Consider the following 21,579-nt stretch of genomic DNA (forward strand, 5'->3'; position numbering starts at 1 on the left):
TATGTCGCTCCGTCGAACCCTACTGCCTGCTCTATCTGCTTTGATTTTGGCTCCCAATTTTGCTTTGGCTGAAACGGTTCCAAATTCCGTTGCCAATCTGCTGCCTAGTGATACGGCTGGCGTGTTGTTGATCAATACTGAAGCAAAAACGTGGGAAGAGCTCAGTCGCTTCGGATTATTTCCCGCCGATTTTTCCTTTCCTGGCAGCTTCTATCCAATTCAGGCGGGGCTTAACTTTTCCACAGATATTCAGCCCTGGCTGGGAAATCAGGTCGCGATCGCGTTTCTCCCCCTCAAATCGCATCCCGATCGTTCGCTCACCATTGCCTCAGTCAAAGACACTACGCTGATTCCAAAGTTTTTAGAGCGACTGAAAGCAGCCCGAAAAGAAGCCGCGATCGAGCATAACTATAAAGGCATTACGATTCTAGAATGGCAGCCCAAAAAGCCAACCGTTACTCCCTGCGAAAAAGAGTCTGAACAGAAGCCTTGTTCTGAAGCACTTCGTCAACCGTTCGTGCTGGGTGATATCAGTCGGTCTTTCTCGACTGCCGCAAAGCCCGATGCTCTGACAGTGCCGCTGCCTCATTTGCCCACTCCAGAGAAGAATGCAGGCATCGAATCGCCATTTGCGCCCAAAGGTTTGGCGATCGCGATTCTTCCAGGCTATGTCGTGACAGCGTTTACCGTCGAGCCAATTCAACAACTGATTGATGCTCAGGGGTTGGGCAAACTGGCCGATAATCCATTGTTTCAGCGCACGATCCGGCAACCACAATTTCAGCGATCGTTTTCTGGTGAATCTGCACAACCGCTGATCACAGGTTACGGTGATTATGCTCAAATTCTGACCGCCGCCACCACATTTAATCAAGCTCAAATCAATGCTCTGCCGCCTGGGTTTCCCATTCCTCCCAAACTTGACCCCGAAAAGCTTGATGTTTTGGGGCGCTATTACGATGTGATGGATGGCTTTGTGTGGGCGCAGCCTGACGGGCTGCATATGCAAGTTGGCATCCACTTCAAGCAAGCGGTTCCACAGTCATTGCTCAACTCCATGACAACGCGCAATCAAATTTTAGACCGACTGCCAGAGGTGAACTATGTCGCTTCTAATGGTCAGAATTTAGCGCTGTTTTGGCAAGTTTTCACCACAGGGTTAGAGTCCGATCCTTCGACTAAGAAAGGATTAGATCAGTTTCGTCAATTTAGTCAGCGCTTAGTTGGACTCGACGATCGCGACATCTTCCCCTGGATGAACGGCGAGATTGCAACGTTTATGTATCCGACTCGTCAAGGCTTTCTGCCAGCCACGTTTCCCAATCTAGATTTGGGGTTTGGCTTGATGATTCAAACTCGCGATCGTGCCGCCGCCGAAGCCGCTCTCAGCAAGCTCGATCGCGTGGCTCAAACTCGCATCGACAAAGATCTGGTCAACACTCGCACCATTCAAGGGCAACCCGTGACCACTTGGAACGTGCCTGCTAACGGCAAAACGGTGAGTCTTCTTTCCCATAGTTGGGTTAATAAAGATACCGTCTTGATTCTCGGTGGTGGGGGAACGATGACAGAATTTGTCCCTAAGCCACTGCGATCGCTGCCTCAATCTGCCAACTTTAAAGCAGCGATCGCTCCGTTCTCAAACGCGAACTTGGGTTATTTCTACGTCAATGGTGGAGCAGTGATGTCGCTGGTCAATCGCTCGATTATGCCCTTCTTGAGTGGAGGCAAAAAAAATCCTGGGCTTGATGCAGTTAAGGAATCTTTGGGCAGCATTCGCAGCCTTAGCGGTGCCAGTTCGGTGACTTCTGAGAAAGTGCAATCTGAAGGGTTTATGGCGTTGGCGACTACTCGCAAGACTCCTTTAACGGCGAGTCAACTCATTGAGCTAGGGCAAACCAAACTAGAAGGAGATCCAGAGGGAGCGATCGCTAACTTCACTCGCGCCATCCAACTAGACCCCAACAACGCAGAGGTTTACTATAAGCGCGGATTAGCTCGTTCTCTTACCGATGTCAGCGCTGCCATTGCCGACTACACCCAAGCACTGCGAATTGATTCTAAAAGTGTCAAGGCTTATTTGGAGCGATCGAGTGCCAGAGAGCGACTCTTTGATTATGTCGGAGCCCGTCAAGACCTTGACCAAGCCATTCAATTAGTGCCAGATGATGACGAGTTTTACCTGAAACGCTCAAAGGTTCGCATCGTGCAGGGAGACTATCAGGGCGCGATCGCTGACGCAAATCAAGCCATTCGGCTTGAGACTAACAGCAGTCAGGCTTATGGCACTCGGTGTTATGCTCGTGCCCGTGGGTTGGGCGACTTTAAAGGAGCATTAGTCGATTGCGATCAGGCGATCGCGCTAGACCCTGAATCGCTCACTAGTTTCACGAGTCGCTGTTATGTTCGGGCTAATTTAAACGACAAAAAAGCGCTAGAAGACTGCGACCTTGCTCTAGAAATTGACCCCGAATATTCAGCAATCTATGAAGATCGCGGACTTGCTTATGCAGCACTGGGCAACAAAAAGGCGGCGTTAGAAGACTTACAGAAGGCGGTTGAGATCTTTAAACAGCAAGGAGATATTGTGAGTCAGCAGCGCGTTGAGAAAGCGATCGAGAAGTTGAGCTAGTTAAAACTGAGCTAGACTCTGGCGCTTGTTTTAGCTGCTTCCATTACCTCATTATCTGGTCTGCCTCGCAGTCCAATATCGCGCACATCTTGTGCTGAAAAGCCGAGAGTTGCAATCTGCGGAGCTAGGGAGCGAGGCATATTTTCATCGACCAAAATATTCAACGCTTAAGCTCCCAGAGGCACGACTTCTGTTTGTTTCACTAAGTCGGTAGCATAGGCAAGAGCGGCTTCTACCTGTCTTTTGGTCAGTTCATATTCTTGCATTACAGCGAAATACAGCAAGACTGAGATGACTGCAAAAGCCGCGAGTCCAGCAATAATTAACGTTTGAGTCGCTTTTTCCTGAGCTTGGAACTGCCCACCCAATTCGACATAGTAACCGCTGGATAATTTAACTGATTTGACGCGATCGCGCACCTCTTTAATCACTGATCCTAAGTCTCGCCCGGATACATTTGCCGAAACCACAATCAAACGAGAGACGTTCTCTCGATTAATGGTACTCAAACCTTCACCCTAAACGACTTTGGCGACTTGGGAGGCTTAATAAAGCCAGAATTTTTGTCAGGGCATGGCACTGCCATGCCCATTACTTTCGCAAGATTATCGATCGTCTAAAGCCGTTTCAGAGCGAGAGTTAGCCCATCAGAGACAGGTAACAAACTGATCGTAACTCGTGGATCGCGATGCACTTTTTTGTTTAAAGCACGAATTGCGACTGTAGAGGCATCCTGTTTCTTAGGTTTTGCCACATTTCCAGACCAAAGCACGTTATCAATGGCAATTAAGCCACCAGGACGAACCAGTTGCAACGATCGCTCATAATAGGCATCATAATTCTCTTTGTCGGCATCAATAAAGGCAAAATCAAAGGTGTTGGCATGTCCTTCGGCTAAGAGCCGATCGAGAACATCGAGAGCCGGGGCAATGTGAAGATCGATTTTTCGATCAACCCCTGCTTTTTGCCAATAGCGGCGTGCGATCGCCGTAAATTCTTCGCTGATGTCGCAGGCAACAGTTTTGCCATCAGCCGGAAGTGCAAGCGCAACAGCTAGGGTGCTGTAGCCTGTGAAAACGCCAATTTCCAGAGTTTTCTTAGCGCCCATCAGTTGGATCAGCAGGGCCAACAATTGCCCTTCTTCTGGAGCGACTTGCATCATGCCTGCTGGAAGTTGAGCCGTTTCTTGCCGCAGTTGAGCTAAGATGTCTGGCTCTCGCAACGAGACAGATTGCGCGTAGGCATGAAGCCGATCACTCAGCCCTAAAGACTTGCTCGATCGATAAGTCTTTAGTCCTAAAAACGACAGAACTTTAAGCAGTCGTTGACGAAGACCCAATGAACGGATTTGCTGCCGAAATCCAATAGAATCGCTAACCATTTCAAGTGCCTCAACTTTTCGGTGAACCAAAACCGGGCAATACTGTCTACTGAGTCTGGTTGAGATAGGCTCATCGTCGTCTTCATGTCATGTTCTAGGGTTAGAACTGAATTAGGGAATCGTAATCTACTTTCGTCAGATTTATCAGTGAAACCTCTGAGAGCTTTATCCAATCAATATATGCATTCAGCCTATTATGAGGCAACAATCAAGAAGGCAGGCGGATTGTAAAGCAAGTTTGAAGAGAAGAAGGCTTCACAGAACCTTAAAGAAACCGTGACTCTAACCAAGTCGCAACCTTGAGCATGTGACCAGCGAGAAGTCTGCGATCGCGCACAAGGGGTCTGCTGTGTAAATCCAGTAACCGTTTCGTAGCGCAGTCGTCTCGACTGCAAGCAGGCAAGATGCCTGCCCTACGGTTATTGAAGGGTAACTAATATCCTCCTAGTCTGCCTCTGCGTTTAGTCTCACGTTCAGCAAATCGAAAGAGGGTTAGCCCCAGCCCAAAATAAATGCCTCCATTGAGCCAAGCCAAACCCAACTGAGGCAGATTGAGGGGCTGTTGCCGTGCCATCACATCTCGCAAAAGTCCCGCTCCGGTAGTCATCGGCAGCAGCAATCCCAACACTTTTGACGAACCTGTCCAAGTTTCAGTCGGCACGGTTAGCAAAAATAGCAACGCAAACTGAAAGATCCCTAATAGCTGCTGGATGCGTTTTAGCAATAGCGCTAGAGACCCGATCGCGAATGACAATCCGTATGCGCCCAATATCACAGCGATTAATGGCAAAATCAACGTTGGAGGAAACGATAACCAACGCCCCGTGAGCGACATAATGATCAGCAAAATTGTGGTGATCAAAATAAACTGAATCATCAAGTTTGCGATCGCGCGGGTCAAAAAGACGCGAGGTGCCCCAAAGGGCGAAATAAATAGCTGCTCCAACGTTCCGGTTTGCGCCTCGTTTTGCAGCGTTCCGGCAATGTCAAATAGCACGAATGTGACGAGCGTCCACAGCATATAGCCGACGATAATCGAGTCGAGGCGATCGCCCAATTTAATGCTTGGCCCTGCGACATAGGTGGCACCGAGGAACAAGCCATAAAACAGCGCACTGATGATAAAAATGCCCCCGATCGCTTCGGCTGGGTAGCGAATAAACTGAATCCAACTGCGCTTGACTTCTGCTAAAAATAATTTCAACACGGTGACTCTGATTGATTTTGAATGAGCTGTAAAAAGACTTCGGTCAGGTTGGCTTGCTCTTTTTCGACGCGGATTAGGGGCAGCGGTTGGAGAATGTGCAAAACTTCGTACAAGATTTCTGTCTCTCGGATTAGGATCGTTTTTTCGTTGACGATCGCGCCCAAATTCTGAATTTTGCTGACGCGATCGCGATCGATTTCTTGCTCTAATTCCACGACATAAGCGCTGCCAGAAAATCGTCGAATTAGCTCCTCAGTGGATTCTTCAGCAACGATCGCGCCTTGGTTAATAATGGCAACGCGATCGGAGAGTTCTTCTGCAATATCTAATTGATGAGTCGTTAGTAGAATGGCTCGTCCTTCGCTGGCAATTTCTCGAATCAGACGTTTTACTGTTTGAGTGGCTTCGACATCTAACCCCAAAGTCGGCTCATCTAAGAGCAATAACTGAGGCTCGTGAATCAGGGCAACGGCGATCGCAAGTTTTTGCTGCATTCCTCGCGATAAAGTCTGGACAGGCGCTCTACGTTTGTGAGATAGCTCAAATCGCTCTAAGAGATCTCGTCCGCGTTGCCGTGCCACTTTCTGGCTCAAGCCTCGCAATACACCGAAGTATTCTAAATTCTCGATCGGAGTCAATCGCCAATAGAGATTACGGTTGCCTTCTAAGACGGCTCCCAGCGATCGCAGCGCCTGAGCCTCTCGGTGAGGATTGAGTCCATTAATTTTCACCTCACCCCGATCGGGCAAGATTAACCCCGCAATCATCTTGATTGTGGTTGTTTTTCCGGCTCCGTTAGGCCCTAAAAATGCCAGCACTTCTTGCTGGGCGATTGCAAATGAGACATCTCGCACTGCTGTGGTTAGATGCTTGCGGGACGATCGATAAGTTTTTTGGAGGTGTTGAACCTCAAGTACTTGCATGAATCTGAGGGGGATAAGTGAGTCAGGTGAACCGTGAGGGAAGCGATCGTCACAACAAGCGAAAAAGTTCTCTCATTGCTGAACTATTCCTCATAATGACAGAGACAAAATCACCATCTAAGGGGAAACACTCACTTGAGTTTGTGTAGTATATTAAAAATTGTAACAGGACAGGTGTAGTAGTCCACAAAAGTGCTGATCAAAGCACTGCTTAAATTTAACGGATGGCTGATTGCTAATCGACATCCACTCTCTTGAGGAGCACTCTCGTGAAAACATCTTTGCAACTTCAATCTACGACGAGCGAATCTTTAATTGCCGCGTTCTTTCGACAGTCAGCGGGTGAATGGCGTTCTGAACGGCGCTATTACACCTTGCCCGACGGCGAACCCAAAGAGATGGTTAGCCTGGTCAAGATTCGCTTTTTAGAGCCGGGATGTCTGGAACTTCGAGAGCTTGCTCGACTTCACAAGTTATCTGACGAAGCCGTCCTGACCTGCGGAGCCGCTGTAACTTGGGATAGTGAAAACTCGGTTTCGGGTAAGAAAGAGTCAAAAGGCTCGACGCTGTTTGGCGTGTTAGGAACGACTTTATATCGCGATCGCGGGTTTGCCACCCCAAAACCCGTGACGGCTGAGTTTTATTTCACCAACCCTGAAACGCTGTGTCTCAAAACGGAATATAGAGACTCGGTGTTTGAAGAAGAGTTAAAGCTGGTTGGCACCAAATATCGCACTCGTCAAACTATTATTTCTCGTGCAGGTGAACAGCAGATGATTGGTCAATATTTAGAAAAGCGCATTTGTTAATCTAATAACTAGCCTGACACTTTTTAACCGATCGCCCAGACAAAAATGTCTGGGCGTTTTGATGTCTAAATTTAGTCGATACCCCACTAGCCCGATCGCTTGTACTATGAATCACAGGCTTTAGATCAGGAGAAGTTTCATAGACTTTTCTCACGCTGTTGAGTAAGAACAAAATTACGCAAAAGACCCGTTAGAGAGTAAAGCCTATCAGGATTCCCTAACAATTTTAAGAAACTTAGGTTGCTCTACAGAAAACCTAAAAATGTTACAAAACTTTACAATATTCACTCTTTTCCCCAGCTATTCCACATTCATTCCACAGATGTTTAAAGCCTTTTCCCCAGCTTTTCCACACCCTTGTAAAAGTTATCCACAGGAGATCGGCTTCTGATCGGCTTGATCGGTTCACCTGTGGATAACTCGATCGCTCCTGTCAACTTCTGCGAAAAATCGAGTTATTTATGAAGCTATGTAACAAAAAAGAGCCTGAAAGCCTGATTCCATCGTTGATAGTTTTTTACTCTTAACTGGTTCTTTAACTTCCTTAACGTTGTAATTTTGAGGACGATCGCGCAAGATATAGCGACTGACCTGAAGCACTCAGACCTTCATCAAACTCACCCCCTACAAAAGATAGAACGGTAGGAGAGAGGCTTGAGAGGCGCAAGTTTCTGCTACGCAGATTTGTTCTTGAAGAGCAGGTTTTCCCATTCATTCCCGTCACTCATTCACAAAGAGGTTTGTCATGGATAGCAACATCAGCATTTTGGTCGAAATTCCTGAATCTCTACACCAATCGTTTATGACATTCATTGAGGCGCGACCCGATTGGGATCAAGACCGTGTGTTTTCGGCAGCGCTCTCGTTGTTTTTGCTGCAAAACCGGACGACTAACGATCGTCAAACTGCCCGCATCTATCTTGACTCTCTTTTTAAGCGCACCGTCGAGCCAGTTTAGTTTCCGACCGAATCCCTACCACCCTGTCACTGCGATCGCTGGGCTATGACCTACCAAATTTCTGCAACCAAACTCCAGGCTTATAATCGATGCCCTTATGCTTATTATTTGCGCTATGAGAGACGGCTAAGTTCTAACGAATTTTTTGGCTCTGCGGCGCTAGGGTCTGCACTGCATCAAGCTCTTGCAAAATTTCATCGAGATTGGCACTACAACGACCCGATTCCAGACCTGCGCTGGGTCTATCGATGCTGGGATGATAACTCCGCTGGGTTAACCACCAATCAGATTCTAGAAGGCAAAGACATTCTAGAGGGCTATTATCAAAAGTTTGTCGCCGGAGAATCGTCGCTACGGCAACCGTTGGCAGTCGAAGGAAAGATTCACGCTTATTTGCAAGTCGAAAATCTAGAATTTTGCATCACGGGACGCTATGACAGAATCGACTACTTAAGTGACGGCTTAGAGCTAATTGACTATAAGTCGAGCCGAGAGTTTAAAGTGCCCGAACCCCATGAAATGGATCTGCAAATCGGGCTATATTACCTAGCGCTAGAGCAGACCTATCAAAAAAGCCTGAAGTACCTGAGTCTGCTGTTTTTGCGAACGGGAGAAATGGTTCGCTTCCGCGCCACCCGCAAGCACAAAAAGCAGGTGCAGAAGGTGATTTCCGAGTTAGCAGTGCGTCTACGCGAAGATCACACCTGGGAGCCAACCCCCGGCAAACAGTGCGATCGCTGCGCCTATGCTCGATATTGCCCGGCTGTCACCCCTGAGCCAACGCCCCTACCCGCGTCTCTAGGTGCCTCCCCCGAATTGCAGCTTGCCTTGAGCTTGAACTAGTTCGTCAATTTGCCCAGGAGGGTCTCTGAATGCAACCGATGAGATCGATTTATAACGCTTTTTAACGTCAGTTCGCTTCGTTCTTCAGCGCTTCAGCCCCCTAAATCCCCATTCTGGGGGACTTCAAGCCCAGAATTGAGGTTCAAAGTCCCCCAATTTTGGGGGATTTAGGGGGCACCCCGGATCGGCAACCGTAGCGAAAAGCTTCATCGAATTCACGTCTTTCTAACTCTTTGCCAAATAGCGTAAGACGCGCTCCTCGACGCGCTTGCCGTTAGGGAACTCAATTCCTAGCACTGGGTTAGGAATCTGAGACATGGGCATTTGCAGCACGTAGGTATAGCCCTTATTTTTGAACTCAAAATAGCGCATTTGACGAGGGTTATAATTCGTGGCTTCCAGGTTTAGAACGCGGTTGTGATGGTGACGATCGCGACTTCGATAATAACGGGGCTGAGTGTGATGATTTGGGTCTGAACAAATGTAAACCAAAAAACTTTTGGTTTCGGCGTAGGTCATAATGCCCCCAGTACCACGACAAGTTCGGTCTTCCTTCAACTCTTTAAGCGAACCTACTTTTAACGGTTCGCTTTTTTCTTTGAGATTCTTTGGGGTCGAGACTTGCTGGGTGATTTCTGGCTGAAAAGCAAACGACACGGGACTTTGGTTTGCATATAAAGCCGTCAACGTGCTGATGGCGATCGCGCCCACCATGCCCAGCCGCTTGTTTTGATCAAAATTCATTGTCGCCTCCTCTTAAAACTCACCCCTTTATATAGTGACAATCTCTATCAAAAGTGCAAACAAATCAACTCCCTAACTTGACATAAATTTGGTAGCCGATAGATTCAGTCGCTTGAGAAGCGATTACCAGTTCGTAGCTGCCCGTTTTGTTAATTTTCGTTGACCACGACTGACCAGAAGAATTTTGCAGTAACGGCGGTGCCTCTGGAAACGGGAATATGGATAATTGAGTCGCACGATCGGGCGCTTTGAGCGCAACTTGCAGAGTCTGACCCTGATTGACCCGCACGACGTAAACCTTTCCCTGTCCCGGCTTTAAGGTGTCTTGGTCGTTAAAGGGTTGGGTGCTGATTCGCTTCAAGGCAGATTTGTCGCGAAAGGCACTCACTTGATCATGAGCGATCGCATACCAAACCTGTCCAAACTTGCGCGGGTTTAGCGGCTGACGCTGCTGTGGGAATAAGTAGCTAAATCGGGCATCGGTTAGGGTTGAGAGCGATCGACCACTCACTTTTAATTGGTTGACTTCGGTTAACCAGCCGTTATAACTGGCGCGATTGTAGCGACCCAGGTTGCTTCGAGCTTCTTGACTCAGGGTTTCCAGCTTTTTTAAGACTGTCTTAGCTAAGGCGTTCCATTCCGCCCGAAACTGATTAGCTTTAGGGTCTGTGTCTAAGCTGCGGTTTTGCAACTGAGGGTGCTGGGCGTAAAACAACTCATCCACTAAATCAGTGAACACGTTAAACGAGATGCCTAATCTTTTGCGATCGTCGCGCAAGGATTCCTGAGTTTTCTGCTCATCTTCGTTATTTTCAGAAGGTGAGAAATTCTGTGCAGCAGTGGTTCCTGATGGTTCAGGTTTCAATAAAGATAGAATCCTCCAACTTGCGATTCCGGTTAACCCAAAGAACACAGACACCAAAATCAAAAACGATAGATCTTGCAAAATCCGAGGTTCAGGAAGTTCCGAAGCAGAGGTTTGAGTGACTTTTGATTTTTTGGATTTTGAGGTTTGAATTTTAGAATTTGAATGCTTCTCTTGATCTTTGACCGCAAGTCTTCTCAATGCCTGAGCAACTTTTCCTGGGGTTGAATATCGCCTAGCAGGATTTGGTGACAACATCCGCTCTAAAACTTGAGCAAATTGCGGACTAACGATCGCCCATTCTTGCCAAGACCAGCGCTGAGTTTTGTCGTCATAAAGTTCTTCCGGCTCTCGCCCTGTGAGCAACACCACCGCGATCGCTGCCAGGGCATAAAAGTCACTATCTCGTGCTACCCGATCGCTCAATCGCTGCTCTAAAGGCGCATAGCCCCAGTTACCCACTTTGCTGTGAGAAGTCAACTGCAACGTTAGCGCCACGTCTCGCACTAGCCCAAACTGAATCAAGACAGGTAACTGATCAGACGATCGCAGCACGATGCTATCGAGATTAAGGTTTTGATGAATGATCTCATGAGCGTGAAGGTCGCTCAATACAGGCAACACCTTCAACAGCAGATTCAGCACTTCTGTCTCTGAGAACACATAACCTTGCGCCAACCGTTGATTGAGTAACGCTCGATAAGTGTAGCCATCCACATAGTCTCTAACCCCAAATAAGCGGCGATCGGGTTCGTCCGCAAAAGCAGGGTGGACAATCATCACCCGAAATCGCGGAATTTGAGGATGGTGTAATTCTGCCAGCAGGCTGACTTCTTGCTGAAAGCGTTCTCTTAATGCGTCTAGATCATCGGTTTTAAGGGGAATAAATTCTTCTAGAACACAGCGTTCGTGCGATCGTTTTAAGTCTTCTGCAACATAAGCCCATCCATAGTCTCCTTGTCTAAGCGCCTCAATGATTCGATAGCGATTGTGCAGCAGAGTGTCTAATGGAATTGGAGATGGCATAGCAGTTTAGTAATAGTGAAAGTACTCCAATGGCTGATTTTTTGATGAGGTAACGATTTCAAATAAGAACTTTTGTACTAATCTAACATTAGTAATTAGCTTAGAATCAACTTTTTGCAGAAAATCAAGATTTTTCGAGCATTACGGCAGCTTTTAAGACGCTGTTTTTGGAGTATTAAGCGCTCAAGTTGTGACTGATTGAAGTGCCTAATGTTGTAAGAACCCGATCACTCGTGTCCCTATTTATCTTGAGAAAACAACGCAGTTAGCGAGATCGCTTGGGCGAGTTGCATTTGCCCATAGCTAAAAACATAGGGCACCGTTGACGGCAAAAATGGCAAAAATTGCTCTAACACATAGGGACTGCCATAGATAATTAAGGCTTGTAATTGCTGAGATTTAAGCAAATGATCAAACCAGTTTTGAGCAGTTTCTGTCAACCCAGCGCTGCCTCTAAACGGGTTTCCTCGAATAAACAATTGCAGCAGCGTTGGACACAAATGGGTCGAATTTGAGTCAAGCAAAATTGTCGGCGTGTATCGATCAATCACTTGAACTTGAGTAAACCCAAACTGACGGGGAACTGCGATCGCAGGTGCAGTTCGTCCTAAAAAGTCACAGTCGATGCCATCATCAATCAAAATTAAATTTCGTCCATTTTTCTCAGGTAAATGATCTAGTCGTGACAGAGTTGGATGATAAACCCGCATCGAGTCTTGCAAGATTTTGGTGTTGGTCGCGATCGCTTCGGGCTGTGCAAGAAGCGACAAAGATTGTGTTTCTGAAGGCAAGACTTTGAGTTTGGCATCCCAAATGCGCTCAACTGATGCGCGAATGCGATCGGGGGAAATCCGTCCTGCTTTGACTGCTGCACAAACTGCATGAATTGCGCGCTCTGGGTGAAGAGGCATTAACAAAATGTCGGCTCCCGCTTCGACTGCCAAAACTGCTGACTCGTCGTTGCCATAGCGGTTAGCGATCGCGCCCATAATTAGCGCATCCGTGACAATCAAGCCTTCAAATCCCAATCGTTGCCGAAGTTCTGCGGTGAGAACTTGGGGCGAAAGAGTTGCCGGATAGCGATCGTCTAATGCCGGAATCTGAAGATGAGCGCTCATCACCGCATCAACGCCCGCTTGAATCGCTGCCTGGAATGGGGGAAGTTCGACTTGTTCGAGTCGGGCGCGATCGTGCTGCAAAACGGGCAATTCCAAATGAGAATCTACCGCCGTATCGCCATGACCCGGAAAATGTTTCGCGGTGGTTAAAACTTTGTGAGACTGTGCGCCTCGAATAAACGCAGTTGCCAATTCGCTAACAATTTCTGTGGTTTCCCCAAACGCCCGGACATTAATCACCGGATTGGCTGGGTTGTTGTTGACATCCACGATCGGAGCCAGCACCCAATTTAGCCCGATCGCCACCGCTTCTTGGGCAGTCACGGCTCCCATTTGCTCGGCGTAATCACAGGCAAGCGGTAAATTGAATTGAGCGATCGCATTCAGTGCCATCGGCGGCGGAAACCAGGTTGCCCCTGAAAATCGTTGCCCGACTCCTTCTTCAATATCGGCAGAAATCAGCAGCGGAATCTTTGCCCAGGCTTGAAGTTGCTGAGTCCGCAGTGTAATTTCTCCCGCACTGCCACCCAACAAAATTACGCCCCCGACTCCTAAATCTTCGAGAAGATGACGTAGCGTTGTTGAATTTGCTTCCCAGAGCGGATATTGAATTTGATGGTCAAACAAATAGCCAGACGTTCGCACGACGACCATTTGAGCGACCTGCTCAATTAAGGTCAGTGAGTCAAGATTGGGCAAAGAAGACAGCATAGATAGACGGATTGACGATCGTCATTCATTATCGTCTGTCTTCTTGGGAACGTGGATTTATTAAGGTGTAATTTCTCGCCCTCGCCCTGTCCCTAAAAAGTTACGGTGCACACAAGTCTTTGTCGCTGCGATTCAGTCGGCTTCAGCCCCCTAAATCCCCCATTCTGGGGGACTTTGAGCCAAAACTCCAGCTTCAAAGTCCCTCACTCGTGGGGGATTTAGGGGGCAAAAGTTTCGGCGAGAACAAATCGGAAAACTTTTGCAGGCTATTAATTCACGATCCTTAGCGGTTGTGACAACCCGATCTGGTTCAACAAACTATTCTTCAGCCGAAACCGAATCGCCAGCCAGATCGTCAGGCTTGCGTTCTCGACTCAGCCGACTAATCAGATTGAGAACGTTGTCACCTCGTTCTAGACCCTGGTCTTCGACAAAAATGATTTCAGGGGTGCGGCGCAACCGAACTCGACGACCCAACTCGCCGCGCACAAAGCTAGTTGCCGACTTTAGCCCCGCCATCGTTTCAGTTTTGGCTTCGGCTGATCCATAAATGCTCACAAAAATCTTGGCGTGTTGCAAGTCGCCAGAAACATCTACATCCGTCACACTCACCATGCCAGTGCCGATGCGATCGTCTTTGATGCCATTGACTAGCATCTGGCTAACTTCGCGTTTAATTTGCTCTGCAACACGAGCCATGCGCCGATCTGTAGCCATTATCTCTTGTCCTTTCTGTGCGATCCAGACTCTCATACTAGCACCGTGTCTTCACGAGGCATCAAGCCAAAGGTGGATGAACAATGCTCATCCACCTTTTGTTTAGCTAAATCCCAACATCGCCTTTAGCGTAAAGCTGAGACAGGCAAAGGCAGCGACGAAGAAACCCACGATCGCGATCGCCGTCACAGGTTTTTTAAACAACGGGACGATCGGCGAAAACACATTCAAAATCACGCCCAAAATTACGCCGATCAAAAAACGGGGATATTTAGAAACAGTACTCCAAAGGTCTTGCATAGCTTCAATTTGCGAATTCCCTTTTATGATAATTGAATGATCACACAAATTCGTGCCACATCTCCTCGCCCGTTTCTTAAATGGGTGGGTGGAAAAAATCAACTGATTCAACAATATCTCCCTCATTTTCCAGAGAGTTATCGTCGCTATTACGAGCCGTTTGTAGGGGGAGGGGCGATTTTTTTCCGCTTACAGCCTCAGCAATCTTTTCTCGCTGACATCAACATTGAGTTGGTCAATGTCTACCGATGTGTCAGAGAACAGGTCGAAGAATTAATCACGCTGCTAGAAAACCATCAAGCGCTGCACGGGCAAGAACATTTTTATGCAGTACGATCGCAGCCCACAACCTCTGATGACTGGTTCCTCGAAGGCAATAATTTAGAACGAGCCGCGCGGCTAATTTATCTCAACAAAACCTGCTTTAACGGTCTTTATCGAGAGAATTCTAAAGGACAGTTTAACGTGCCGATCGGCAGCTATCAAAAGCCAACAATTTGCGATTCAGATTTACTTCGAGTTGCGTCTTCGGCGCTGCAATCTGCTCAAATCGAACGGAGTTCTTTTGACGCGGTTTTAGACCATGCCAAAGGTTCTGAAGATTTTGTTTATTTCGATCCGCCTTACTATCCGATCAGTTCGACGAGCAAGTTTACGAACTATAGCCGCTACTCATTTAGCGAAGCCGATCAAATTCGCCTTAAAGAGGTGTTTGTTGAACTGAGCGATCGGGGCGTAAAGGTCATGCTTTCTAACTCTGATTGTCCCTTTATTCGAGAGCTTTTTAACGGGTTTAATATTCATACCATTAACGCGAATCGCAACATTAACTGCAACACTGAAAAACGAGGAAAGATTACGGAAGTGTTAGTGACTTCTTACTAAAATTCTGCTCGACGATGATGCACTCGAAACCGTCGTGCAGATGTATCTTTCTCGTAATAATCTTCAAACGTCACCTCGTGCAAACCCTGATTTTGAAACGCGCCTAGCTCCTCGCGAGTCAAGGGAAACGGAACAGTTTCAGCAGGTTGATCAGCATTGCGTCCACGACAAATAATCAGCAGTGATCCAGCACGTTTGACCAATGCCGCGACGTGGGGAATCGCCCGATCGCGCACCTCTTTCGGCATCGCTTGCAGGGTGTAAGACTCCAGCACAAAATCAAATCCACCTTGCCAAGTAGCCGGAACGTTGAACAAATCAGCGACTTGATAAGTCACGGCTGAGTCAGGAAAGCGCTTTTGACACCAGGCGATCGCGGTCGGAGAAATATCAAATGCAGTTACCTCAAATCCCAACTGTGACAGGGCTTCAGCGTCGTCTCCTAAACCACAGCCGATGACGATCGCTCGTTTACCTGTGCCCGTGATCTGCTCTCGTTCTAGCCATTCTGCCAGGTTAGGATTCACCGTCATGTCTGCCCAAGGCACCGCTTTTTCGTCTCCGGCGGCAGTCTCATATAGCCGCTCAAACCAGCCCAAGGGATCACCTTTCTCGATAAATTCCTTAGCAAGTTGCTTTGTTCGATTTCTAATCGGTTCCACAGAGTTCTGATTTCACTCCTCAGTTTGAAACTTTCTAGCTGGATCTTGACGGAATCTTTCTAATAATAGGTGGAAAGTTTTGAAAATCATCTAGCGATTTCGGCGCAGGGAAGATTTCTGTAGGAGGTTCAGCATTCACTTTATCCATGTAAGCGTAGAATGCTGCATCATTACTGCGATGAGCAAGCATATAAGCCTTCAACTCTTTTCGAGTCATTGCCTCAAAATTAGGCTGAGTCATAAATTTCAACTAGAAAGATTAAGCAGACTTAATCGGAACAATACCCCGATCGAACACCTGATAATCTGTTCCGATGCCTTGAATTTCTAGACGATCGTTATATACCTCGACTCCAGAAAAGCCAAATCGCGATACGGCGTATTCTGTCCACTGCGATCGACCTACCGGGCGCAAGTGAGCGCCGCCAATGCCCGTAATCAGATAAGTTGTGCCATCAATGGAACGAGTTCGCTCATAGTTATGCTCGTGACCGTTGATATAAAGCTGAACGCCATGTTTTTTGAAGATCGGCGTTAGCAGAGAAACCATTTCTTGGTTAGTGCCATATTGTCCTGAAGAATAGATCGGATGATGTCCATAGACAATTTTCCAAGGTGCGGTGCTGCCGCTCAACTCTTGATTTAACCAGGCAAGTTGCCCCTTCCAATCGGCGTTGGTGTTGGTATCTAAAACAAAAAACTGCGCCGACTTTTCACGATAGGTATAGCGCCGCCCATCCATGTTGTATCCGGCATAGCGCAGTTGCAACTCGCCGTTTTGACTCCGAATATCATGATTTCCCAGACAGGCGTGAAACTTGACTCCCTGCTTCAGCAACGCTGCATAAGGCTGCTCAAACACCGCCCCAATTTTCTCCATTTCGCCATTGGTGTAGATATTGTCACCCGCCAACACCGCCAGCGAATAGGGATTTTGCTGATAGTAACGAGTCATCGCCTCCGAGACAGCGTTCTGATTGCGATCGCCCGCTCCTACATCGGCAACCGCCACAAATCGCAGCACTAGATTTTTTTGAGTAGAGGGCACGATCGCAGTCTTTGCCCCAGCATTGAGTGGGTAGTTTGCCGATTGAGATGATTGCCCGATTAGGGTTTTTCCGATCGCAGTCAAACCTAGACCACTCAACCCACCCACGATCAGAAATTTGCGGCGTTTTAAGCTCATAAGTCTAAATTATGTGAGAGAACAAAGATTAGCGCAAAATGGTAAATTGATGCTCGTAAGGTGGCACCCGTTGCAAGTGACTGTGCCCATTGTTTGTGCCGCCTCAAAGGAGATTTGTATGCCGCAAGACGAACCCAATCAGTCAGACGAGACAGAATTGCCTCAGCCCAGTGTGGCACAGTCCCCCACTTCTGAGCAAACGGGCATCCAAATTCTTCCTTGGCTGCGATCGGTGAGCATCCGATTATTGCGAACCACCGTTCAGGGACTCGAAGGCACGATCGCCAAGCTAGAAGCCGATACTTCGACCGGGGCAACGTTGCCCATCTCGCCCAAGCTTCAAACTCAGATGCGATCGCTGTGGGAACGCATAGGGTCGCTGCTCAAAAAGTTTTGGCAATGGTTTGTGCCCGTTTGGGAAAAGCTTTTGACCCAAATTAGAACTCGACTCCCCGAAAATCTGAGTCAGAAACTCAACGATCGTGCCCTCTCTAGCGTCGTTGCGAGTCTTCTGATCGTTGTGCTGTGGACGACTTCTAACCTGTTTGCGTCTAAACCGCCGACCAAAGTTGCGATCGCGCCCCAACCTGCTCAAAAAACGATCCCTGTTTCCGAACCCGCTTCTAAACCCATTCAGCCAGATTTTGGTAGCCCCGCTCCACAACCGATTCCGACCGAGTTGACTGCCCCCGAACCGGAGAAACCTGCCCCCACGATCGCATCTCCCGTTGCTGAACCCATTGCCCCATCTCCTCCCGTTGTCGAACCTGCGCCTCCGATTGAAGAACCCGCCCCTGAGCCAGAGAAGCCTGCACCGCCTGTTATAGAACTCACCCCAGAGCAGAAATTGATCGCTTCGATTCAAGATCAAGTCGTCACTGTTGCTGATCCCTATTCCAGTGGGTTAATTGAAACGATTAAGCCCAACTTCAACAGGAGTCGTTTGAGCGTTTCAGTCGGCGATGATTGGTATGGGTTGAGTCGATCGCAGCAAGACAAACTCGGTGACGAACTGTTGAAACGCTCTCAAGAACTCGATTTCAGCAAGTTAGAGATCACAGATGCTCAAGGGACACTATTGGCGCGCAGTCCGGTGGTTGGCTCAACAATGGTAATTTTGCAGCGCAAGGCAGACGCACCGGAAACGGTTTAATCAGCCAACACTGAGCGATAAGCTTTCACCTGCAAATCAATGCCTGTAATTGCCGTACCTACCACTACAGTAGTTGCACCTAGCTCGATCGCGTGTCTCGCCATTTCTGGAGACGCAATTCCCCCTTCACAAATCACCGGAATTTTTAGAGTTTTCACCATTTGAGTCAGCAGGTCGAATCCTGGTGGCGAGAGGTGTTGAGTCTCAGCCGTGTAGCCATAGAGAGTGGTTCCGACACAATCGGCTCCTGCCTCAACTGCTGCGATCGCCGCCTCTAACGAATCGACATCCGCCATCACAGGTTTGTTTAAATCTGTGTGAATCTGAGCAATTAACTCGGCAACCGTTGCGCCATTGGGTCGATCGCGGAGTGTGGCATCGATCGCAATCACATCTGCGCCCGCTTCAGCTATCTTTGCAGCATGATGAAACTGAGGCGTAATGTAAACGTCGAATCCTGGGATCTTCTGCTTCCATAAGCCAATAATTGGTTGATCGAGGCGCGATCGGACTGCCGCTACATGCGTTGGCGTGTCGATTCTCACCCCGGCTGCCCCTTGATTAACGGCAACTTGCGCCATTGCAGCAATTACGGCTGGCTCATGCAGAGGTGAGTCTACCGGAGCCTGACACGAAACCACTAGCCCCCGAAGGCTTTGAATAACCTGAGAAAAATCAGTCATTCTCGAAACTCCATTCTCCGCACAGGCATAATACCAGGCTAGACAATTTCTGGCTCTGAATACTTATATCTATGAGAGGTGCTTATTGGCCTTTGGCTGCTTTGACGTTGCTCAAGGCAGACTGACTGATGGCTCTCCAGTCACTTTGCTCGTCGTAGCTGCTTCTCACTAACTCAGACCCGACAAACATCCGACAAAACAGCACACTTTCGTCACTGCCTGGTTGAGGCGCGATCGTAATCGGCATCCGCAGTTGCTGGGGAGTCAAAAGAGCAACGGATGACAGCAACCCTTTTGAGAAGTGAGAATCATAGCCAGACTCGACGCAATAGGGACGATCGCCCTTGATAAATGCCTGAAGTTTAATCACTTCTTTGCCTCTGCGCTCGACTTTCTCAAATTTGAGTTCTTCGAGATAACCTGTCAGTGCAGACTGCTGAACGGGGGAAACTTCTCCATCACGGATGGTATACCAGGGGCAGTTATTAGAGCGGTTGGCATAAATCCACAAAGTGCTAGGAGTTTCGACAAGTCCGAGTTTGGGCTGTTTGAGTTGGTCGAGAATCTGACTTAACAGCGCGTTTTGCTGGGCGAGTGCGGCTAGTAGTTGGGCGGTTTCAGAGATGGTTTGCATGATTGATTCTTTCTGAGGGGTTGAGCGATTGATGGCTTGACTCAATCGTTTTTATAGGACATGTGTTCTATAAGTCTATTGTTTTATCAGTGGACTGTCAGCCAGTTTGGGCACGATCGGGCTACAGATTAACGTGAGTTCGACGAGTTTTTTCACTTCGTTGTCAGCGGCTTCTGCCCCCTAAATCCCCCAATTTGGGGGCCTTCAAGCCAAAATTCCGGTTCAAAGTCCCCCAATTTTGGGGGATTTAGGTAGCTCTCCCGAATTCATCATCGGAGTGAATCACTTCTATACAATTCACGTCAGATTAGCCTTCTAGCAGCCCACTTATCCTCATGATAGATTTCCCCAGAAATCGTAAATTCACCCTGTCTCAAACCCTGTGATTTTCACCCTCAGACTTCTGTGAACGCGATCGCCGGAGTTTCTAGATGAGCCTCTAGATCTGACCTTACAAGCGACTTTTCAGCGACAGCCGCTTGAATGAACCCTTTAAACAACGGATGAGGCTTGCTGGGTCGCGATTGAAATTCTGGGTGAAACTGGGTCGCCACAAAGAAAGGATGTTCAGGAAGCTCAATGATCTCGACGAGTCGCCCATCCAGAGACGTGCCGCTAATCACATATCCGGTCTCTAAAAACAGGCTGCGATATTGATTGTTAAACTCATAGCGGTGACGATGCCGCTCATAAACAACTTCTTCTTGATAGAGATTGAAAGCCACCGTGTCGGGGGTCAAGCGACAGGGATAGAGTCCGAGGCGCATGGTGCCGCCCAAATCTACAACGTCTTGCTGTTCGGGCAACAGGTTGATTACTGGGTTTTTGGCATCCGGGACAAACTCAGCGCTGTGAGCCTCTTCTAAACCAGCCGTGTTTCTTGCCCACTCAATTACCGAGCACTGCATCCCCAGACACAAGCCTAAAAAGGGAATTTTCTGGGTTCGGGCATAGGTGATTGCCTCAATCTTGCCATCGACTCCCCGAATGCCAAACCCGCCGGGCACGACAAGTCCATCAATGCCTTGCAGATAGGCTTCTGCGCCGTGTTCTTCAATGTCTTCAGAGCTAACCCATCGCAGTTGCAACTCGCTGCCGTTGGCGATCGCGCCATGTTTCAATGCTTCCACGACTGATAGATAAGCGTCACTCAAGCGGACATATTTGCCTACGATCGCAATCTCGACTTTTTGAGTCGGACGGTAAAGCCGCTCGACCAGCGTGTGCCACTTCGTTAAATTGGGGGCACGTTGCTCTAATTGCAGCAGGTCGATCGCTTGCGTAGCGAGTCCTTCTTTCTCCATGATCAGCGGCACTTCATAAATGCTGGCGGCATCTTGGCAAGTGATCACACATTCGACTGGCACGTCGCAAAACTCAGACATTTTTTCTTTAATGCCAGTCGGAAGCGGACGATCGCAGCGACACACCAAAATATCGGGCTGAATGCCAATCGATCGCAATTCCTTAACCGAGTGTTGGGTGGGTTTGGTTTTCATCTCTCCCGCCGACGGAATCCAGGGCACTAGCGTCACATGCATGTAGATCACATTTCGCCGTCCAACCTCTTTACGAAATTGACGAATTGCTTCCAAAAAGGGCAGCGACTCAATATCGCCGACGGTGCCCCCAATCTCGACCAGCACTACATCAGGATTGGTGTTGTTAGCAACGCGCAAAATTCGTTCTTTGATCTCGTTAGTGATATGAGGAATCACCTGCACGGTGCCCCCGTTATATTCGCCGCGCCGCTCTTTATAAATGACTGACTGATAAATTGAGCCAGTGGTGACGCTGTTGAGACGAGACATCGGTGTGTCTGTAAATCGCTCATAGTGTCCCAAATCGAGGTCGGTTTCAGCCCCGTCTTCGGTCACAAACACCTCCCCATGCTGGAAGGGACTCATCGTTCCGGGATCGACGTTGATGTAGGGGTCGAGTTTGAGAATCGAAACGGAATAGTCGCGCGATTTGAGCAATCGACCTAAACTGGCTGCTACGATGCCCTTGCCAATACTAGAGACAACGCCACCTGTCACAAACACAAATTTAGTCATAAAACCTGAAGGGCAGAAACGCAGATAACCCGTTCATTTTGACACAGGGATCTAGTGTGCGGATGGGTGATTGGTCATTGATCAG

At 48.2% G+C, this 21,579-nt stretch carries 22 protein-coding genes; 6 read left to right on the forward strand and 16 right to left on the reverse strand.

The window, feature by feature from the left end:
* Nucleotide 1: 1 nt before the first annotated feature.
* Complete coding sequence (locus tag BRW63_RS05340) at nucleotides 2–2,632, forward strand: DUF3352 domain-containing protein (protein WP_073069879.1); 2,631 nt, start codon at nucleotides 2–4, stop codon at nucleotides 2,630–2,632.
* An 11-nt stretch (nucleotides 2,633–2,643) separates the two neighbouring features.
* On the opposite strand, the gene BRW63_RS28100 is transcribed toward BRW63_RS05340, so the two are convergent.
* From BRW63_RS28100 to BRW63_RS05360, 5 genes are all read right to left on the reverse strand, one after another.
* Nucleotides 2,644–2,796 (reverse strand): DUF5615 family PIN-like protein, encoded by a 153-nt coding sequence (locus tag BRW63_RS28100; protein ID WP_181314333.1) that lies wholly within the window; start codon nucleotides 2,794–2,796, stop codon nucleotides 2,644–2,646.
* Nucleotides 2,797–2,799: 3 nt separating this feature from the next.
* Nucleotides 2,800–3,141 carry an efflux RND transporter permease subunit gene (locus BRW63_RS05345; protein ID WP_223257295.1) on the reverse strand — a complete coding sequence of 114 codons (342 nt, stop codon included), beginning with the start codon at nucleotides 3,139–3,141 and terminating at the stop codon, nucleotides 2,800–2,802.
* Between the two features lie 107 nt (nucleotides 3,142–3,248).
* The gene (locus BRW63_RS05350; protein WP_083582724.1) at nucleotides 3,249–4,013 is read right to left on the reverse strand and encodes a class I SAM-dependent methyltransferase; all 765 of its coding nucleotides are present in this window, start codon (nucleotides 4,011–4,013) and stop codon (nucleotides 3,249–3,251) included.
* 433 nt (nucleotides 4,014–4,446) lie between these two features.
* Nucleotides 4,447–5,220, reverse strand: coding sequence for an ABC transporter permease (locus tag BRW63_RS05355; RefSeq protein WP_073069880.1), 774 nt, complete (start codon nucleotides 5,218–5,220; stop codon nucleotides 4,447–4,449).
* A complete protein-coding gene (locus BRW63_RS05360) occupies nucleotides 5,214–6,143 on the reverse strand; it encodes an ABC transporter ATP-binding protein (RefSeq protein ID WP_073069881.1) in 930 nt (309 codons plus the stop codon). Before BRW63_RS05360 ends, BRW63_RS05355 begins: the two co-directional genes overlap by 7 nt.
* Nucleotides 6,144–6,412: 269 nt before the next feature.
* On the opposite strand from BRW63_RS05360, the gene BRW63_RS05365 reads away from it, so the two are divergent.
* From BRW63_RS05365 to BRW63_RS05375, 3 genes are all read left to right on the forward strand, one after another.
* Entirely contained in the window at nucleotides 6,413–6,952 is a 540-nt protein-coding gene (locus tag BRW63_RS05365) for a phycobiliprotein lyase (protein ID WP_073069882.1), read from the forward strand.
* A 745-nt stretch (nucleotides 6,953–7,697) separates the two neighbouring features.
* A complete protein-coding gene (locus BRW63_RS05370; RefSeq protein ID WP_073069883.1) occupies nucleotides 7,698–7,910 on the forward strand; it encodes a DUF2811 domain-containing protein in 213 nt (70 codons plus the stop codon).
* A 45-nt stretch (nucleotides 7,911–7,955) separates the two neighbouring features.
* Complete coding sequence (locus BRW63_RS05375) at nucleotides 7,956–8,753, forward strand: RecB family exonuclease (protein ID WP_073069884.1); 798 nt, start codon at nucleotides 7,956–7,958, stop codon at nucleotides 8,751–8,753.
* Nucleotides 8,754–8,978: 225 nt separating this feature from the next.
* On the opposite strand, the gene BRW63_RS05380 is transcribed toward BRW63_RS05375, so the two are convergent.
* The 5 genes from BRW63_RS05380 to BRW63_RS05400 all read right to left on the reverse strand — a co-directional run bounded on the left by BRW63_RS05380 (nucleotide 8,979) and on the right by BRW63_RS05400 (nucleotide 14,234).
* Nucleotides 8,979–9,497, reverse strand: a complete 519-nt coding sequence (locus BRW63_RS05380; protein ID WP_073069885.1) for a hypothetical protein — start codon at nucleotides 9,495–9,497, stop codon at nucleotides 8,979–8,981.
* Between the two features lie 64 nt (nucleotides 9,498–9,561).
* Nucleotides 9,562–11,388 carry a serine/threonine protein kinase gene (locus BRW63_RS05385; RefSeq protein ID WP_073069886.1) on the reverse strand — a complete coding sequence of 609 codons (1,827 nt, stop codon included), beginning with the start codon at nucleotides 11,386–11,388 and terminating at the stop codon, nucleotides 9,562–9,564.
* 239 nt (nucleotides 11,389–11,627) lie between these two features.
* Nucleotides 11,628–13,217: a glycoside hydrolase family 3 protein gene (locus tag BRW63_RS05390; protein WP_073069887.1), complete on the reverse strand. Its 1,590-nt coding sequence runs from the start codon at nucleotides 13,215–13,217 to the stop codon at nucleotides 11,628–11,630.
* Between the two features lie 318 nt (nucleotides 13,218–13,535).
* Entirely contained in the window at nucleotides 13,536–13,934 is a 399-nt protein-coding gene (gene rbfA, locus BRW63_RS05395; RefSeq protein ID WP_073069888.1) for a 30S ribosome-binding factor RbfA, read from the reverse strand.
* 102 nt (nucleotides 13,935–14,036) lie between these two features.
* The gene (locus tag BRW63_RS05400) at nucleotides 14,037–14,234 is read right to left on the reverse strand and encodes a DUF751 family protein (protein WP_073069889.1); all 198 of its coding nucleotides are present in this window, start codon (nucleotides 14,232–14,234) and stop codon (nucleotides 14,037–14,039) included.
* A gap of 36 nt (nucleotides 14,235–14,270) precedes the next feature.
* Between BRW63_RS05400 and BRW63_RS05405 the strand changes: the two genes are divergently transcribed.
* Nucleotides 14,271–15,119 (forward strand): DNA adenine methylase, encoded by an 849-nt coding sequence (locus BRW63_RS05405; protein ID WP_073069890.1) that lies wholly within the window; start codon nucleotides 14,271–14,273, stop codon nucleotides 15,117–15,119.
* Here BRW63_RS05405 and BRW63_RS05410 read toward each other — a convergent pair.
* The 3 genes from BRW63_RS05410 to BRW63_RS05420 are packed head-to-tail and all read right to left on the reverse strand — an operon-like array spanning nucleotide 15,116 to nucleotide 16,967.
* Nucleotides 15,116–15,781, reverse strand: coding sequence for a class I SAM-dependent methyltransferase (locus BRW63_RS05410; RefSeq protein ID WP_073069891.1), 666 nt, complete (start codon nucleotides 15,779–15,781; stop codon nucleotides 15,116–15,118). The two genes, BRW63_RS05405 and BRW63_RS05410, sit on opposite strands and share 4 nt — an antisense overlap.
* A 34-nt stretch (nucleotides 15,782–15,815) precedes the next feature.
* Nucleotides 15,816–16,022 (reverse strand): DUF6887 family protein, encoded by a 207-nt coding sequence (locus tag BRW63_RS05415; protein WP_073069892.1) that lies wholly within the window; start codon nucleotides 16,020–16,022, stop codon nucleotides 15,816–15,818.
* 18 nt (nucleotides 16,023–16,040) lie between these two features.
* A complete protein-coding gene (locus tag BRW63_RS05420) occupies nucleotides 16,041–16,967 on the reverse strand; it encodes a metallophosphoesterase family protein (protein ID WP_073069893.1) in 927 nt (308 codons plus the stop codon).
* A gap of 118 nt (nucleotides 16,968–17,085) precedes the next feature.
* Here BRW63_RS05420 and BRW63_RS05425 point away from each other — a divergent pair, with 118 nt between their 5' ends.
* Entirely contained in the window at nucleotides 17,086–18,120 is a 1,035-nt protein-coding gene (locus BRW63_RS05425; RefSeq protein ID WP_073069894.1) for a hypothetical protein, read from the forward strand.
* Here BRW63_RS05425 and BRW63_RS05430 read toward each other — a convergent pair.
* From BRW63_RS05430 to BRW63_RS05440, 3 genes are all read right to left on the reverse strand, one after another.
* Complete coding sequence (locus tag BRW63_RS05430) at nucleotides 18,117–18,803, reverse strand: N-acetylmannosamine-6-phosphate 2-epimerase (protein ID WP_073069895.1); 687 nt, start codon at nucleotides 18,801–18,803, stop codon at nucleotides 18,117–18,119. The two genes, BRW63_RS05425 and BRW63_RS05430, sit on opposite strands and share 4 nt — an antisense overlap.
* 82 nt (nucleotides 18,804–18,885) lie before the next feature.
* Nucleotides 18,886–19,437, reverse strand: coding sequence for a hypothetical protein (locus BRW63_RS05435; protein WP_073069985.1), 552 nt, complete (start codon nucleotides 19,435–19,437; stop codon nucleotides 18,886–18,888).
* A 395-nt stretch (nucleotides 19,438–19,832) separates the two neighbouring features.
* Nucleotides 19,833–21,494, reverse strand: coding sequence for a CTP synthase (locus BRW63_RS05440; RefSeq protein ID WP_073069896.1), 1,662 nt, complete (start codon nucleotides 21,492–21,494; stop codon nucleotides 19,833–19,835).
* Between the last annotated feature and the right edge of the window lie 85 nt (nucleotides 21,495–21,579).

Origin of the sequence: Phormidesmis priestleyi ULC007 (assembly GCF_001895925.1) — a bacterium.
In the GTDB taxonomy this organism is placed as follows: domain Bacteria; phylum Cyanobacteriota; class Cyanobacteriia; order Leptolyngbyales; family Leptolyngbyaceae; genus Phormidesmis_A; species Phormidesmis_A priestleyi_A.

Excerpts from the sequence above, each read along its gene's own strand:
- BRW63_RS05340 (WP_073069879.1), top strand. The coding sequence starts at position 2 with ATGTCGCTCCGTCGAACCCTACTGCCTGCTCTATCTGCTTTGATTTTG.
- BRW63_RS05350 (WP_083582724.1), bottom strand. The coding sequence starts at position 4,013 with ATGGTTAGCGATTCTATTGGATTTCGGCAGCAAATCCGTTCATTGGGT.
- BRW63_RS05360 (WP_073069881.1), bottom strand. The coding sequence starts at position 6,143 with ATGCAAGTACTTGAGGTTCAACACCTCCAAAAAACTTATCGATCGTCC.
- BRW63_RS05370 (WP_073069883.1), top strand. The coding sequence starts at position 7,698 with ATGGATAGCAACATCAGCATTTTGGTCGAAATTCCTGAATCTCTACAC.
- BRW63_RS05375 (WP_073069884.1), top strand. The coding sequence starts at position 7,956 with ATGACCTACCAAATTTCTGCAACCAAACTCCAGGCTTATAATCGATGC.
- BRW63_RS05380 (WP_073069885.1), bottom strand. The coding sequence starts at position 9,497 with ATGAATTTTGATCAAAACAAGCGGCTGGGCATGGTGGGCGCGATCGCC.
- BRW63_RS05385 (WP_073069886.1), bottom strand. The coding sequence starts at position 11,388 with ATGCCATCTCCAATTCCATTAGACACTCTGCTGCACAATCGCTATCGA.
- BRW63_RS05390 (WP_073069887.1), bottom strand. The coding sequence starts at position 13,217 with ATGCTGTCTTCTTTGCCCAATCTTGACTCACTGACCTTAATTGAGCAG.
- rbfA (WP_073069888.1), bottom strand. The coding sequence starts at position 13,934 with ATGGCTACAGATCGGCGCATGGCTCGTGTTGCAGAGCAAATTAAACGC.
- BRW63_RS05400 (WP_073069889.1), bottom strand. The coding sequence starts at position 14,234 with ATGCAAGACCTTTGGAGTACTGTTTCTAAATATCCCCGTTTTTTGATC.
- BRW63_RS05405 (WP_073069890.1), top strand. The coding sequence starts at position 14,271 with ATGATCACACAAATTCGTGCCACATCTCCTCGCCCGTTTCTTAAATGG.
- BRW63_RS05415 (WP_073069892.1), bottom strand. The coding sequence starts at position 16,022 with ATGACTCAGCCTAATTTTGAGGCAATGACTCGAAAAGAGTTGAAGGCT.
- BRW63_RS05420 (WP_073069893.1), bottom strand. The coding sequence starts at position 16,967 with ATGAGCTTAAAACGCCGCAAATTTCTGATCGTGGGTGGGTTGAGTGGT.
- BRW63_RS05425 (WP_073069894.1), top strand. The coding sequence starts at position 17,086 with ATGCCGCAAGACGAACCCAATCAGTCAGACGAGACAGAATTGCCTCAG.
- BRW63_RS05430 (WP_073069895.1), bottom strand. The coding sequence starts at position 18,803 with ATGACTGATTTTTCTCAGGTTATTCAAAGCCTTCGGGGGCTAGTGGTT.
- BRW63_RS05435 (WP_073069985.1), bottom strand. The coding sequence starts at position 19,437 with ATGCAAACCATCTCTGAAACCGCCCAACTACTAGCCGCACTCGCCCAG.
- BRW63_RS05440 (WP_073069896.1), bottom strand. The coding sequence starts at position 21,494 with ATGACTAAATTTGTGTTTGTGACAGGTGGCGTTGTCTCTAGTATTGGC.